Annotated in this window: 14 protein-coding genes and 1 pseudogene; 10 read left to right on the top strand and 5 right to left on the bottom strand. The window is 69.2% G+C overall.

The genetic code is table 11. The features are described from left to right. The 3 genes from AUL35_RS22635 to AUL35_RS15170 all read left to right on the top strand — a co-directional run. Window positions 1-308 (top strand): hypothetical protein (locus AUL35_RS22635; protein ID WP_192847105.1); only part of this gene is annotated, 308 nt, incomplete at its 5' end. A gap of 258 nt (window positions 309-566) precedes the next feature. Further along, a complete protein-coding gene (locus AUL35_RS15175; RefSeq protein WP_062016209.1) occupies window positions 567-1,730 on the top strand; it encodes a hypothetical protein in 1,164 nt (387 codons plus the stop codon). Window positions 1,731-1,839: 109 nt separating this feature from the next. Continuing rightward, window positions 1,840-2,277: an N-acetyltransferase gene (locus tag AUL35_RS15170; RefSeq protein WP_062016207.1), complete on the top strand. Its 438-nt coding sequence runs from the start codon at window positions 1,840-1,842 to the stop codon at window positions 2,275-2,277. A gap of 42 nt (window positions 2,278-2,319) precedes the next feature. Here AUL35_RS15170 and aqpZ read toward each other — a convergent pair whose 3' ends face one another. Then, window positions 2,320-3,048, bottom strand: a complete 729-nt coding sequence (gene aqpZ, locus AUL35_RS15165; protein WP_062016205.1) for an aquaporin Z — start codon at window positions 3,046-3,048, stop codon at window positions 2,320-2,322. Between the two features lie 535 nt (window positions 3,049-3,583). On the opposite strand from aqpZ, the gene AUL35_RS15160 reads away from it, so the two are divergent. Continuing rightward, window positions 3,584-3,892 carry a hypothetical protein gene (locus AUL35_RS15160; RefSeq protein WP_062016203.1) on the top strand — a complete coding sequence of 103 codons (309 nt, stop codon included), beginning with the start codon at window positions 3,584-3,586 and terminating at the stop codon, window positions 3,890-3,892. A gap of 52 nt (window positions 3,893-3,944) precedes the next feature. Here the strand turns inward: AUL35_RS15160 and AUL35_RS15155 are convergent, their stop codons facing one another. Then, window positions 3,945-4,415, bottom strand: a complete 471-nt coding sequence (locus AUL35_RS15155) for a cyclic nucleotide-binding domain-containing protein (protein WP_062016201.1) — start codon at window positions 4,413-4,415, stop codon at window positions 3,945-3,947. Window positions 4,416-4,578: 163 nt separating this feature from the next. Next, complete coding sequence (locus AUL35_RS15150) at window positions 4,579-5,262, bottom strand: response regulator transcription factor (protein ID WP_062016199.1); 684 nt, start codon at window positions 5,260-5,262, stop codon at window positions 4,579-4,581. Window positions 5,263-5,401: 139 nt separating this feature from the next. On the opposite strand from AUL35_RS15150, the gene AUL35_RS15145 reads away from it, so the two are divergent. The 6 genes from AUL35_RS15145 (at window position 5,402) to AUL35_RS15120 (ending at window position 13,230) form a co-directional block, all read left to right on the top strand. Then, window positions 5,402-5,908 (top strand): L,D-transpeptidase, encoded by a 507-nt coding sequence (locus tag AUL35_RS15145; protein WP_306304378.1) that lies wholly within the window; start codon window positions 5,402-5,404, stop codon window positions 5,906-5,908. Window positions 5,909-6,048: 140 nt separating this feature from the next. Next, window positions 6,049-8,382: an FdhF/YdeP family oxidoreductase gene (locus tag AUL35_RS15140; RefSeq protein WP_062016195.1), complete on the top strand. Its 2,334-nt coding sequence runs from the start codon at window positions 6,049-6,051 to the stop codon at window positions 8,380-8,382. Between the two features lie 155 nt (window positions 8,383-8,537). Next, window positions 8,538-9,800: an extracellular solute-binding protein gene (locus AUL35_RS15135; RefSeq protein ID WP_062016193.1), complete on the top strand. Its 1,263-nt coding sequence runs from the start codon at window positions 8,538-8,540 to the stop codon at window positions 9,798-9,800. 14 nt (window positions 9,801-9,814) lie between these two features. Then, window positions 9,815-10,690 carry a carbohydrate ABC transporter permease gene (locus AUL35_RS15130; RefSeq protein ID WP_062016191.1) on the top strand — a complete coding sequence of 292 codons (876 nt, stop codon included), beginning with the start codon at window positions 9,815-9,817 and terminating at the stop codon, window positions 10,688-10,690. Continuing rightward, window positions 10,687-11,685, top strand: a complete 999-nt coding sequence (locus tag AUL35_RS15125) for a carbohydrate ABC transporter permease (RefSeq protein WP_202814281.1) — start codon at window positions 10,687-10,689, stop codon at window positions 11,683-11,685. The genes AUL35_RS15130 and AUL35_RS15125 overlap by 4 nt, the downstream gene beginning before the upstream one ends. An 18-nt stretch (window positions 11,686-11,703) precedes the next feature. Next, window positions 11,704-13,230 (top strand): YcaO-like family protein, encoded by a 1,527-nt coding sequence (locus tag AUL35_RS15120; RefSeq protein WP_062016188.1) that lies wholly within the window; start codon window positions 11,704-11,706, stop codon window positions 13,228-13,230. Between the two features lie 100 nt (window positions 13,231-13,330). Here AUL35_RS15120 and AUL35_RS23205 read toward each other — a convergent pair. Further along, window positions 13,331-14,140 (bottom strand): annotated as a pseudogene (locus AUL35_RS23205) (beta-carotene 15,15'-dioxygenase, Brp/Blh family); the annotation flags it as partial. Window positions 14,141-14,163: 23 nt separating this feature from the next. Continuing rightward, entirely contained in the window at window positions 14,164-14,871 is a 708-nt protein-coding gene (locus AUL35_RS15110; RefSeq protein WP_062016219.1) for a bacteriorhodopsin, read from the bottom strand. Window positions 14,872-15,092 lie beyond the last annotated feature (221 nt).

Here is a 15,092-nt window from a genome sequence, read left to right as displayed (position 1 = left end):
CCCACTACAACAACGTAGACGCCAAGGACACCGACGAGATCCACTACAACAACGTGGATGCGGGCGAGGCGGAGACGGCCCACTACAACAACGTAGACGCCAAGGATACCGACGAGGTCCATTACAACAACGTGGACGCGGGCGAGACGGAGACGGTCCACTACAACAACGTCGATGCCAAGGATGCCGGCGAGGTCCAGGACACCATGCTGGCGGCCGATTTCCAGCGACCCCGGTCAAACGCCTTCAGTCATTCCAGTCGCCCCGACGACCTGACGATGATGACCAACGGCTACCTGCGGATCTAAGCCGAACGCGAGGCCGGGAGCGGAGGCTGCCGTTCGTCCGCAAGGCCCTGGACGGTTGGCGGAAATCCGAGGAGCGAGTGCCCTTTCCCGGCCTGCGCGGCATCGCGCATGCCCCATCCGCCGACGGCGGTGCCGGCCCGGTGTGTCGATGTTGCAGGCGCCGGGAGGCGCGTCTTCGCTGATCGTGGGTGCCGGCACCGGGCTCCGGGTCGAGACGTCCGGCCGCCGTCGGCGTCGACCAGAAGAAGAGTTGCGGCATTGGAGCACCATCACGGCGTTCTCGATATCTGCGGCCTCGTGCGGGGGAATGCCCGGCCGTCACGGGACGCCGCCCTGGTCGTCGATCTGGCGGCATGCGGTATCGACGTGGTCGAGCGCCGGCCCTTGGGAAAGGGCGTCTTCAACGACGTGAGCGCCGGTCTTCTGCGGGGCCGGAACGGAACGCCGGGCTTGTGGGTCGCGCTGAAGGGGGTCGGCGCGCAATTGTTCAACGGCCGTCCGACGACGATCCAGGCGGGCGTGGGGATCGATCCGGCCGAGCCGCGCCTCGCCTCGCGCAACATCGCGACCTCGGTTCTGGACGCCTTCATCGGAACGGACGTCGTTCCCAGATGCGCGGCGGTGATCATCGGCGACGAGCCCTTCCTCGCCATGACGATCGCCCCCGGTCTTCCGGTCACCCGATGCTATCGGCTCGATCCGTCCATCGTCCACGACCCGGTGTTTCAACGCCGCTGCAACGATCTGGAAGTGCTGGCCTACCTGGCGGGCAATCCCGACGTCCACAGCGGCAACATCCTGGTCTCGACGTCCAGGGAAAGGGCGCCGGGCAGCCCACTCGTGACGCTGATCGACCATGATCTCTCGTTCGGGCCGAAGGTCGACGATCCGGACAGGATGGCGCACATCGCCGGCAACAACAAAAGGCAGTACCGGCATACCGGCCTTCCGGCCTATGTCGACATCAACACCGCGACCCGTATCCGGTCGATGGATCGGGAAGCGGTCCACGACCTGCTGCGAAGGCTCCTGTCCCCGGCGGAGCTCGCGGCGTTCGACGCTCGCCTGAGCCATATGTCAGAGCACGTGGCCCGGTTGAAGCGGATGAACCGCGTCGTCTTCGACTGGCGGCGATTCACCAACATCCGCGGCGAGCCGCTGGACGGTGGAAACCTCATCGACGGGACGCTGGACTGGTCGGGCGTCCTGCAGGGCCGGCAGGAGGGCCAGGATTACGTCTGTCCCAGAAGCCTGATCGTGCGGGACTGTCTGGAAGGGCGGCTGGGACAAGGGGCGGATCTGGCGGCCCTGATCGGGCGCGAGCATTGCGAGCGCCTCGTGTCCTGGCCCCGTGACGCCGAAACGCGGATGGCGCCGGGCGGAGGCGGCGAAGATCCTCAAGGGCAGGGACGCACGCCATGACGCCGGCGCGGGTCCGGGGCGGGGGGCTCCTGGCGGTGGCTCGGGCCCTGGCGCTTGTGCGCGCGGTTCGTCATCGTCGCTCCGCCCTTTCCCATGCCTGCGGTGCGACATGACGCTGACGATCACCTGTCCCGACCATCCGAGCGAGGCGCACGAGCGGGCGATCCTCGACGTTCTCGTCGCCTACAATACGGAGAAGGCGGGCCCGTCCGGCCATCGCCCCGTCGCCGTCCTCCTGACCGACGAGGCGGACGCGACGGTGGGCGGCCTCTGGGGCCACCTCGCCTACGACTGGCTGTTCGTCGAGCTCCTGGCCGTTCCGGCGGACCGGCGCTCGCAGGGGCTGGGAACCGGCCTCATGGACGAGGCCGAGCGCATCGCCCGCGCCGCCGGCTGCGTCGGCCTCTGGCTCGACACGTTCGAGTTCCAGGCCCTCGGCTTCTACCGCAAGCGCGGCTTCGAGCTGTTCGGGACGATCGAGGACCATCCCGTCGGTCATCGGCGTTACTTCCTGCAGAAGCGACTGGCCCAAGCGACCGCCGGGTGAGCGGGCCGGCGGTGGCGGCCGGCCAGACGCTCGTGCCCGGCCTCAGGGCGCGCGCGTGTCGTCCGCGCCGACGTTGCGGATGGTTTCACCGGGCGACAGGACATGACGCCAGATCAGGGCGCCGAGGGCGCCGCCGACAAGCGGCGCGACCCAGAAGAGCCAGACCTGGCCGAGCGCCCCGTTCTGCGCGAACACGGCCGCCGCCAGCGAGCGGGCCGGGTTGACCGAGGTGTTGGTCACGGGAATCGAGACGAGATGGATGAGGGTCAGGCCGAGGCCGATGGCGATCGGCGCGAAGCTGGCCGAGGCCGCGGTCGAGGTCGACCCGAGGATGATGACGAGGAAGGCGGCCGTCAGCACGAGCTCGATCAGAAAGGCGGCGCCCAGCCCGTAGCCGCCCGGCGAGTTGGCCCCGTAGCCGTTGGAGGCGAAGACGCCCGCCGAGAACCCGGCCTTGCCCGATGCGATGGCGTAGAGGACCGCCGCGCCCAGAAGGCCGCCCGCGACCTGCGCGGCCCAGTAGGGCAGGAGATCGCGGGGCGGAAAGCGGCCCGACACGGCCAGGCCCAGGGAGACGGCGGGGTTGAAGTGCCCGCCCGAGATGCCGCCCACGGTGTAGGCCATGGTGAGGACGGCGAGGCCGAAGGCCAGCGCGACGCCGGCGAAGCCGATGCCGAGATCGGGAAAGGCGGCGGCGAGAACGGCGCTGCCGCACCCGCCGAACACCAGCCAGAACGTGCCGAACGCCTCGGCGGCGAGCTTTCTCATCATGGTTTTCGCTCCCGTTGCGGACGCGCCGTGCTGGTTCAGGGATGTCGTGTGGGCGGAGTTACTTGCGATGCACGCGACTTTCAGGGGTCGGTGCATCAGACGACCTGATGCGAATGCTTTGATTTGCGGGTCCGGCCGCCCCATGCACCGCGAGACGGTGGAAAGAGCGCCAGGTCGTCGGCATGTAGAGGTCGGCTGGGCGTCCCATGCGTGACGCCCAGCCAACGGCACCTGGTTGCTGGGACGGACACGGCCAGGTGCGTCTCGTGATCCGTTGCCGTCTACGTATCCGAACCGAAGTCGCGGGCAAGTAGGTTTTGAGCAGTATGACCGATAAAATTACGAAGATGAGTATCTAGCGGATTTATAAGGCAATCTATACTTATAGATATTGATGGACGAGCCGATTGCCTGCCGGTGTTTTCCGGAGGGCATGACAGCAAGAGGTCGAAGCTAGGGAAAGGCCGGGGCGCTGCCCTGCGTCCCGCCGTGCAAGGAGCGCGTCCGCGCAGGACCCGGAGGAATCACGACATTCATGCCGCTTCCGCTCACCAACGCCGATGGCGGCGCCATCGATGAGGTTCGCCGCCTCGCGCGCGACCACGGCTTCCTTCTGGTCTGCAGCCATCAGGCCGTCGGCACGCGGCAGAACGAGGGCGGCTTCATGCTCGTGGACGCGTGCTTCGGCTTCGCCGTCGACGGCTTCCGGTTCGATCTGGACGTGGAGCGCGCCCGCGCCGCCATCCTGGCCTTCGCCGCCGTCGCCCGGTCGCAGGCTCGAGAGGAGGCGGCGTCGCTGGAAGCCTGTTCCGACGACCGCCCGGCCGCCGGTCGCCTGCACTAGCAGGTGTCACGGACCCAGTGACCTGCGCGATGCCGCACCGGGGCGCTGCGCCTCAGTCCCGCTCGTCCTCGTCGTCCTCGAAGGCGGGGGCGAGCGCGGTGATGCCGGCGGTCATGGCGAGGAGGTCGGCGCGGATGCGCGCGTGAAGCGCCACCGCGATCGCGGGATATTCGAGAAGCATGCGGCGGAACAGGGGGCGGGGAATGCGGATCAGGTCGCAGTCCGTCACGGTCACCGCCGTGGTGGGGCGGCGCGTCTCGGTCATAAGCGCCATCTCGCCGAGCAGGCTGCCGCGTCCCGCGCGCGCCACGACGCGCTGGGCGCCATCGCCTTCGTGAAGCTCCACCTCGCCGCTCACCACCACGAAGCCGGCATCCGCCCGCGCCTCGGCCCGGAACAGGATCTCGCCGGCCTTGAGGAAGCGGTGCTCGGCGCCGAAGGCCAGCAGACGCAGCTGGTCGCGGTCGAGCTGCCCGAACAGAGGCACCTCGCGCAACACGTCCATATCGTCCTCAAGGCTCATGCCGGACCGACTTCGCTCCCCGTCACCCGATCCGCCGGGTCCTCACGGCCCGTGATCGCAGGAAAACCGTCGGATCGGAAGGCTTATCGAACGATCCGCTTGCCCGGGCATGGAAAAAGGAGCGGCGCGCGTTTCCGGCGCGCCACACCTTCGGGCCCGGCGGTCAGGGCATCAGCTTGTAGCCGCCCGACTCCGTCACGATCAGCCGCGCGTTGGAGGGCTCCGGCTCGATCTTCTGGCGCAGCCGGTAGACGTGCGTCTCGAGCGTGTGTGTGGTCACGCCCGAATTGTAGCCCCAGACCTCCTCGAGAAGGATGTCGCGCGTCACCACGCGCCGGTCGGCCCGGTAGAGATAGCGGATGATCGCCGTCTCCTTCTCGGTGAGGCGGATCTTTCCGCCCTTCTCGTCGACCAGCACCTTCTGGCTCGGCTTGAACGTGTAGGGGCCGACCTGGAAGGTCGCGTCCTCCGACTGCTCGTGCTGGCGCAGCTGGGCGCGAATGCGCGCGAGAAGCACGGCGAAGCGGAAGGGCTTGGTGACGTAGTCGTTGGCACCCGCCTCGAGGCCGAGGATCGTGTCCGCGTCGGCGTCCTGCGCCGTCAGGATGATGATCGGCGCCTTGAAGTTGGACTTGCGCAGGACCTTCACCGCCTCGCGCCCGTCCATGTCGGGCAGGCCGACGTCCATGATGACGAGGTCGACGATGCCGGTGCGTGCCGCCTGGATGCCCTTGGTGGCGTTGGGTTCCTGCGAGACGGCGAACTCCTCGTGGAGCGAGAGCTGCTCCACCAGCGTGTTGCGCAGCTCGTCGTCGTCGTCGACAATCAGAATGCTTCGGGCGCTCATTCGATAAAGAGGTCCTAATACGGGCCTTGAGAGGGGCGGGCACCGGTTGCGCCCGCCGATCCTGTAACAATTTGTGAGCACGATGCGCGTTTTTCCAGAGGGCAGGGGCCGGAACCGTCCGAAAAGCGATCGCATCTTCGTGCGCGCGGCGCCCGGGAACCGCTCGCGCGGCATCCTCCAGGCGGGCCCCTTGCGCCTTCGCTGCGCGCTCGGCCGCTCCGGACTTTCATCGCGCAAGCGCGAGGGCGACGGGGCGACGCCGATCGCCTCCATGCCGCTTCTGTCGGCCTACCGGCCGCCGCGCCTTGCCGGCCCGCGCCCGCCCATCCTTCTGCCGACGCGGTCCACGCGCGGGCGCGACGGCTGGTGCGACGCGCCGCGCCACGCCAGCTACAACCGCCCCGTCGCGCTGCCCTTTCCCGCCAGCGCCGAGACGATGCGCCGCCCCGACCGGCTCTACGACCTCGTGGTCGTGCTGGACTGGAACGTGGCGAGCCGCCGGCGCTTCCGGGGTAGCGCGATCTTCCTCCACGTCGCGCGCGAAGGGTTGGCGCCGACCGAGGGCTGCGTCGCGCTCCATCCGCGCGACCTCCTGCGCCTTGCGCCCTTCCTGCGCCCGGGCGCGCGGATGCGCGTCCTGCCGTGAGCCGCGACGGGACTTTTTGCGGGCGCGCGCGACGTTTGCTTGTCGCGCGACGAAACGGAGCGGCCTCTTCCTCGTTGCTGGAAGGCTTCCATCTTCGGTGAGCCATCCGGCCCTTCAGGGCAGACACGAGGAGCCAGGCCATGCGGCGCAGCGAGATCCAGTCCGAAGTCACCGTCGAGCCCTACGACCACCCGACCGGCGGCTGGGGTTCGGTGAAGTCGCTGGTCGACAAGAGCGCCGCCGAGGGCATGGTCGCCTCCACGATCTGGGAGACGCTGTACCGCCAGAACAAGGCGGACGGCTTCATGTGCGTCTCCTGTTCCTGGGCCAAGCCCGCCAACGCCCATCCGTTCGAGTTCTGCGAGAACGGCGCCAAGGCGACGATCTGGGAGCAGACGAAGAACCGCACCGACCGCGACTTCTTCAGCCGGCACAAGCTCGCCGAGCTTCTGGAATGGACCGACTACGAGCTCGAAAAGCAGGGGCGCCTGACGACGCCCATGCGCTACGACCCCTCGCTCGACCAGTACATCCCCGTCTCGTGGGAGGCGGCGTTCCGCGAGATCGGCGAGGAGCTCAACAAGCTCGACCCGAAATCCGTGATCTTCTACGCAAGCGGCCGGGCCTCGCTCGAGACCAGCTACATGTGGCAGCTGTTCGCGCGGGTCTACGGCTCGCAGAACCTGCCCGACTCCTCGAACATGTGCCACGAGTCGACCTCGGTCGGCCTGCCGCGCTCCATCGGCACGCCGGTCGGCACGATCCAGCTCGAGGACTTCGAGCACACCGACATGATGATGTTCTTCGGGCACAACACGGGCACCAACGCCCCGCGCCTCCTGCACCCGCTGCAGGAGGCGCGGAAGCGCGGCGTGCCGGTCTACACGTTCAATCCCGTCGAGGAGCGCGGCCTGATGCGCTTCAAGAGCCCGCAGGCCCCCACCGAGATGCTGTCGCCCGGCCCCGGCACCAAGATGTCGACCGAGTATTTCCAGGTGCGCTGCGGCGGCGACATCGCCGCCATGACCGGCATCGCCAAGACCGTCCTCGAGCTCGACGACCAGGCGAAGGCGGCCGGCACCGAGCGCGTCCTCGACGTCGCCTTCATCGACGAGCACTGCCACGGCTTCGAGGAATTCGAGCACTTCGTGCGCGATGCGACGTGGGAGGAGATCGAGCGCGTGTCAGGCCTGTCGCGCGCCGATCTGGAAGAGGTCGGCCGCACCTATGCGCGCTCCAAGGCGGTGATGATCCACTACGGCATGGGGCTGACCCAGCACCGGCACGGCGTCGCCAACGTGCAGATGGTGGTGAACCTTCTTCTCATGCGCGGCAATATCGGCAAGCCGGGCGCGGGCGTCTCGCCGATCCGCGGCCATTCCAACGTGCAGGGGCAGCGCACGGTCGGCATCACCGAGAAGCCCGAGCTCGCCCCGCTCGACACGTTCAAGGAATTCTACAACTTCGAGCCGCCGCGCGAGAAGGGCCTCGCCACCATCGAGGCCTGCGAGGGCATTCTCGACGGTTCGGTGAAGGCGTTCCTCGGCCTGGGCGGCAACTTCTCGCGCGCCGTTCCCGAGACCGAGAAGGTCGAGGCGGCCTGGCGCAACCTCGACCTCCACGTCCAGATCGCCACCAAGCTCAACCGCAACCACCTTCTGCCGGGCAAGGTGACCTTCCTCCTGCCCTGCCTCGGGCGCATCGAGCGCGACACCCAGGCGACCGGCGACCAGCTCGTGTCGATGGAGGATTCCACCGCCTGCATCCACGGCTCGAAGGGCTACCGCCCGCCGGCCTCGCCCGAACTCCTGTCGGAGCCCAAGATCGTGGCCGAGCTCGCCAAGGCGACCGTGCCGGGACGCTCCACGATTCCCTGGGACGAGTGGGTCGGCAACTACGCCCTGGTGCGCGACGAGATCGAGCGCGCCTATCCCCAGTACTTCAAGGACTTCAACCAGCGCTTCCTTCAGCCCGGCGGCTTCCACCGCGACCTGCCGGCCTGCAAGCGCGAGTGGAAGACCGACACCGGCAAGGCCAACTTCATCACCCCGCCCGACGGGTTCGACGTCGATCCCGACATCGAGGCGGAGGGTGCGCAGGTCTTCAAGCTGATGACGCTGCGCTCCAACGACCAGTTCAACACCACCGTCTACGGCTACGACGACCGCCTGCGCGGCATCTCGGGCTCGCGCATGGTGCTCCTGATGAACCGGGACGACATGGAGCGCCTGGGCCTGCGCGACCAGGACTTCGTGGACGTCGAGACCCATGCCGACGACGGGGTGGAGCGGCGCGTGGAGGCCCTGCGCGTCCACTCCTTCAAGCTGCCCAAGGGCAATGTCGGAGGCTACTATCCCGAGCTCAACAAGCTGATCCCGCTCTGGCACCACGCGGTGGACGCGCATGTGCCGGCGGCGAAATCCGTGCCGGTGCGCGTGACCCGCTCGCACGCGGCGGTCGAGGCCGCCGAGTAGCCTCCAGCAACCCTTCGTTGGGGACAAGGGGGCCTGCGGGCCCCTTTGTCGCATTTCCCCGCGCGCTAACTACCCTCCATACGAGAGGCCGGGCGCCGGGGCGGGTCCACGAGGATTCGCCTGGAGGACACCGCGCCGCGTATGGGGGAACGGGCATGAAGCAGAGGATCGCAACGCTGGCCATGGCCTCGCTCCTGAGTGCGGGAGCCGCGCTTCCGGTCTCGGCGCAGAGCGTCACGCTGCGATACGCCGCCCACTATACCGACGAGGAGATGGTGCCGCTGACGGCCTGCTTCCGCGACTACGAGAAGCAGAACCCGGGCACCACCGTCCAGTACCAGCAGGTGGCGCTCGCCGACTTCCTGCCGGCGCTCCAGACCTCGCGCCTCGCCGGCACGCTGCCCGACATCCTGAACGTCTATTCCAACCTCGGCGGCGAGCTGGTCGCCAACAACGTCCTGGCCGAGCCGCCGGCCGACGTCCTCGACATGTTGAAGGAGCGCTTCGAGCCGACCACGGTCGAGGCCTCGCGCGTCGACGGCAAGATCTGGGGCATTCCGGCCGAGGTCTCGCTCTACATGCTGGTCTACAACAAGAAGCTGTTCAGCCAAGCCGGGATCACGACCCCGCCGACCGACTGGAACGGCGTCCTCGAGGCCGCCGCCAAGATCGCCAAGCAGGACGAGCTCGGCCGCGTGACCACGGCCGGCTACGCCTTCGGGCCGACGGTCGCCAACGCGACCCATCCCCTGCGCGCGCTGATGTTCTCGCAAGGTCTCCAGCTCGTCGATCCCGACGCCACCACGACCAACCTCACCGATCCGCGCGCGGTCGCCATCGTCGACGGCGAGGCCAAGCTCTTCGCCGACAAGTCGACCTCGCCCGCCAACAAGTGGCAGGACTTCGCCTCCGGCCAGGTCGGCATGTTCATCGGCGCCAACTGGCTGAAGAAGGACCTGCGCGACGGTCTGGGCGACGCCTTCGCCGACACGGTCGGCGTCGCGCCGATTCCCGGCGGCGCGGACTGGAAGACGTACCAGTACGCCTTCTACCAGTCGGTCGCGGCCGAGAGCCCGAACGGCGAGGCGGCCTGGAAGCTCCTGCGCTGGCTGAACGAGCCGCGCGGCGAGGGCAAGCGCTCCTGCGTCGGCGACATGCTGGTGCGCCTCGGCTCGCTCTCGGCCAACAAGGGCGACATCGCGGCGAGCACGGCCGAATACAGCGACCCCTTCACCAAGCCCTATGTCGACGCGCTCGCCTCGGGCCGGGCCGTAACCACCACGAACCTGCGCCAGACCACGGCGATCGACCAGGTGCTGCGCACCGAGATCGAGGAGGCCTGGCTCGGCCGCAAGACCGGCGCGGACGCGATGAGCGCCGCCGACGCGCGCATCTCGGCCATCCTGGCGGAGCCGTGAGAGGCTAGGGGGCGGTGACGCTCACGCGGCGCACCGCGCCCTACGTCTTCCTGGCGCCCGTCTTCGTGTTCGGGCTCCTGTTCTTCGTCGGCCCGCTCCTCTTCTCGCTGGTGTTGAGCTTTGCGAGCTGGAACTCGCTCGGCGCCTTCCGGCTGGTGGGCTGGCAGAACTACCGCTACCTCCTCGCCGTCGATCCCGTGTTCCACACCGCGCTCTGGAACACGGCGCGCTTCGTAGGCCTCACGATCCTTCTCGGCGTGCCGCTGGCGCTGGCCTTGGCGCTCGCCATCCGGCGCTCGCGCATCGCCAGCGTCTGGCAGGCGATCTACTGGCTGCCGATGATTACTAACGTCGTCGCGGTCTCCTACGTCTGGAAGCAGATCCTCGACGACCCCTATGGCCTCGTGAACCGCTTCCTCGCCTTCCTGGGCGTCGCCGGTCCCTCGTGGCTGCTCGACCCCGACTGGGCGATGCTCTCGCTGGTCCTCGTGTTCCTGTGGTTCCAGGTCGGGCAGGACATGATGCTGTTCCTGGCCGGGCTGAACGGCCTGGATAGCAGCATCGAAGAGGCCGCGCGCATGGACGGGGCGTCCGGCTGGCGCACCTTCCGGCACGTGACGCTGCCGCTTCTCGCCCCCACCATGCTCTTCGTCACGCTGTCGAACCTCATCCGGGGCGTCGGCTACTTCGCGCTCATGCTGATCCTGACCGAGGGCGGGCCGGTGAACTCGACGCGCACGGCGGCGCTGCGCATGTACGAGCTCGCCTTCTCGGAGCTGAAGCTCGGGATGGCGTCCGCCGCCGCCTACATCCTCCTCTTCGTGGTGATGCTGCTTTCCGCGATCCAGCTGCGCGTCATGCGGCGCGGCGGCGTCGAGGGCTGGGCGTGAGCGTCGCGCCCGTCACGCCGCGCCTGGCGGAAGGGCCGGCCGGGGAGGGAACGGCGCCCGCGCGGGCGCGCCGCCTGCGCTGGCGCAAACTCCTGCGCGTGCGGCGCGGACGCCTCGTGCCGGTCGTTCTTCTCGCGCTCGGCGCCGTCGTCATGCTCGTGCCCTTCGGCGACATGCTGCTCGGCGCGCTGCGCTCGCCCGCCGAGCGCTTGGCGCGCCCGCCGGTCTACTTTCCCGCCGATCCGCAATGGGGGAACTTCCGCCTCGTCTTCGAGACGCTGCCGCTCGCGCTGTGGCTCTTCAACAGCGTGGTGGTGACGCTGGCCATCACCGCCTGCCAGCTCCTCACCTCCACCATGGCGGCCTATGCGCTGGCGAAGTTCGAGTTCCGGGGGCGGGACTGGATCCTGCGCTTCGTGCTCGGCGCGCAGCTCTTTCCCTTCTTTCTCCTGATCATCCCGACCTTCTTCATGCTGCGCTACGTGCCGCTCCTCGGCGGAAACGACTGGACGGGCTCGGGCGGCACGGGCCTCCTGAACACCTATCCCGCGCTGGTCCTGCCCTTCGTCCTGAGCTGGTACGGCATCTTCATGATGCGCCAGTTCATCGTCGGCGTTCCCACCGACATCATCGAGGCCGGGCGCATGGACGGGGCGGGGGAGTGGGCGATCTTCTGGCGCATCGTGGTGCCGATCGTGCGCCCCGCGCTCACCATCCTCGGCGTCTTCGTCTTCATCTACCACTGGAACGAGGTGATCTGGACGCTCACCGTGACGCGCTCAGCGCCCGAGCTGCAGACCGCGCCGATCGGCGTCTACCTCCTGCGCAGCGCCTTCGAGGACCAGCGCAACCTGTCGCTCCAGCAGGCCGCGATCGTGGTCACCATCCTGCCCGTGGTGGTGCTCTTCCTCCTGACGCAGCGCCACTACCTCCAGAGCGCGGCCACCCACCGCCCCGCGCCGGAAGCGCCCCATCCGCCCCAGGCGGGCACCTGACAGACGAAAGACCCACCCATGCGCCCCGACGACATCCTGCCCGACGACCTGCCGGAGGCGGCGCGCCGCTACCGCGAGGCCTTTCCGCCCGGCCGCGTCGTCACCTTCGCGCTGGAGGGGCTCGACCGCACCGGCGTCCACGCCTGGAAGGCGGCGCTTTTCCTGGACGACGCCGCCGCCATGCCCGGCAACATGCCGTCCGGCTACGGCTACGGCGCCACGCGCGACCAGGCGATCATCGGCGCCTTCGCGGAGGTCGCCGAGATGCTCCTGCCGACGCTGCGCCTGATGGGCGAGCCGGTGGTCTGGGGCAGCTACCACGAGCTCAGCACCGAGCGGGGCGCCTCCGGCGTCGCCGACCCGCTGACGCTGTGCCTGCCGGCGGGCTCGCCGGTGGACCGCGACACGCGCCTCGCCTGGACGGCGGCCCGGCGCTGGACAACGGGCGAGAGCGTCCTCGTGCCGCTCGACATCGCGGCCACCGACTTCTTCGAGCTTCCGCCGGGCTACCAGCCCTTCACGCCGCTGATCACCAACGGCCTCGGCGCGGGGCCCGACCTCGAATGGGCGGTCGGCCACGGTATCTTCGAGCTCCTCCAGCGCGACGGCAACGGCCTCGGCTTCCGCGCGATGGATCGCGGCATCGCTCTCGCCATCGACCCGGCCGACCTCGAGCCCGACGTCCGCGAGCTGATGGACCGCCTCGACCAAGAGGGCATCGAGGCGATCCCGAAATTTGCCTCCGATGAGTTCGGCTTCGCCAACCTCTACGTCGTCGGCCATGACCGCGAGGGCGCGGGGCCGCGCGTGCCGGTCATGCTGTCGGCCTGCGGCGAGGCCTGCGACCCCGACCGCAATGCGGCGCTGCGCAAGGCTCTGATGGAATTCTGCTCGGCGCGCGTGCGCAAGACCTACGCCTTCGGGCCCGAGGAGGAGGCATCGAGCGTCGCGCCCGCCGGCTATATCGACGACTTCCTCCGGGCCGCGCAGGTCAGCCTCGACGGCGGCGAGAACCGGGCGCGCGACGCCATGCTCAGCTGGACCACGATGGACGCCGACGACCTCAGGCGCGAGCTGGCCGACGTCTACGCCGTGCGCTCGACGCATCGCTTCGCCGACCTGCCGCAGGCCGCCGTCACGGACACGCGCGAGCGCGGGCGCATCGCGGTGGAGCGCCTGACGGCAGCCGGCTTCGACGTTCTCGTGGTGGACGGCTCGCCCCGTGACGGTTCGGTCGGCGTCGCCAAGGTGATCGTGCCGGGGCTCGAGGTCGAGACGGTCAGCTACTACCGGATCGGCGAGCGCAACGCGCGCCGCCTGATCGAGCGCGGCAGCCCGCTGATCCGCTTCGACGAACCGAGCGAGACCCTGCGTCCCGTGCGCCTGACGCCGGAGGCGCTGGCCCGGCTCGGCGGGCGCCAGCCGCTTCTCGACACCGCGGAGGTCGACCGCACGGTGGGCCGTCTCTACCCGCTCTACCGCGAGCCGGAGGCCCACCATATCGGCCAGATCCTGAAGCGCGGCGGGGCGGCGGCGGCCGCCTGACCGTCACGCAGCGCGCCGACCGTCCCGCAGCGCGTTCAAACAGCGGCGTCACCAGCATGTGCGGCACGGTGAGCGCCGCCAGGCCCACGAACAAGGGGCCGAGCGCCGGGGCGCGTCCCCCGGCGAACAGGAGGGCGAGCATCCCGAACAGGAAGGCCGCGCCCAGAAGCGTCGGCGCGCAGGCGCGAAGGTACGCCGAAAGGCCGGGCAGGCGAAGGAGGGCGATGCGCTCGCGCGTCTGGCCCCGGCTGTGGATCAGCGCGAAGACGAGCGCGAAGCCGACGAGCGGCGACAGGAACACGAGCGCCACGGCGCCGAACGCTATCTCGGCCGCCGCCTCGCGCTCGGCGCGCAGGAGACGCGTGAGCGCGACGAGCATCGCCAGCGCGAGCACGAAGGGCGCAAGCGTGGCCGCGATCCGGGCCAGCGCCGCGCCGTCCCCGTCCGTCGACAGCGCGGCGAAGAGGTGCGCCAGCGCCTCCTTGTGCAGAAGGGCGGGCAGGGTGACGGGCATCAGGCCCCGCGCGATCCGTTCCGGCAGATGGCGGTGCCAGGGCACCTCGGACACGTCGTCGAGCCCGAAATGAACGGCCGACAGCACGAGAAAGGCCGCCAGCGCCGCGCCGGGCGCGCGTTGCCAGAGAAGAAGCGTCAGCGCGGCTGCCGCAAGGTAGAGGGCAAGAAACAGGCCCAGGCGTCCCGGCGCCGCGCGCGCTCCCCGACCGCCGGTCGCCGCCAGATGGTCGCTCGCCCCGTGCGGCAGTCCGAGGCCGAGGATCAGGACGGCGGCGAAGAGGAAGGGCGCGGCACCGCCGAAGCGATCCGCCGCAAGGCCGATAAGGGCGAGCCCCGCCGCCACCGCCAGACGTCCGTCCGGGCGCGCCGCATCGGGGGAGAGGACGAGCGTCATCGCCGGCTCGCGCGCCCCGCCCGTCAGGCGAGGCGGCGCTCCTCGCGGCGCTGGAGCTCGGGCTCGGCCGCCTTCAGGCGCTCGCCCGCGACGTAGCCGTAGACGACCTTGGCGACCACATCGAGCACCAGAAAGGCCCACACGCTGGCGGCCGATGAGATCGTGCCGAAACCCTCGGGGCCGAGCGCGAAGACGACGGGATAGGCGAGCCAGACCACGGAGAGCTGCGTCGTGTTCCGGCGGTAGGCCTCGTCCAGCGCGCCGCCGTAGCTGGCCGAGCGCTGGCGCAGCGGGCCCCAGAGCAGGAAGTAGACGCCGGCAAAGGCCGCGCAGGACCACAGGAACCACACGAGGCGCACGGTGCCGTCGAGGCTGATCGCCGACAGGAGGCCCGTCACGATCATCAGCGCGTCGAGGCCGATGATGGCGACGAGGTATCCGCCCTGGCGCGGATGCTCGTGAAGGGCGAGCGCCACGAGCCCGGCGAGCAGCAGCGGCGTCGTCAACAGCCAGTCGGCGTAGCGCGGCAGGTAGAGCGCCACCCCGTCCTCACGCGTGAGCACCATCGTGCCGAGATACATGGCGAGGTAGCTCGTTGCCGCGATGAAGGGCACGAGCGAGTGGATCTGCGTGTGGTGGCGCACCGCGTTCGACTTCGGCCCGTGGGCGTAGAGGGCGAGCGATCCGAGCGACATCACGACGAAGCCGATCAGGAGAGCGGTCTTTTCCATGGAACACGAAACCTTGAACGCGCTGTGATGCGGCTGCAACTGCGGATCGTGCCGCTCGTTCCGCCGATCCATGCAAAAAGATCGCGTGGCATATGAAACGCCATTGCGCCTGCGCGAGAGTTTGGGTCCCGCGACCGAACCGAACGGCGTTCCACGCATTCCTGCGCACGGAGACTGCGACATTCCGACCGGATCGCTCGCATGTTCCCGTGCGCGTCTCG

The organism is Aureimonas sp. AU4 (assembly GCF_001463765.1).
In the GTDB taxonomy this organism is placed as follows: Bacteria; Pseudomonadota; Alphaproteobacteria; order Rhizobiales; family Rhizobiaceae; genus Aureimonas.
The sequence above is the reverse complement of the archived record's forward strand: the minus strand, read 5'-3'. Positions and strand labels throughout refer to the sequence as shown.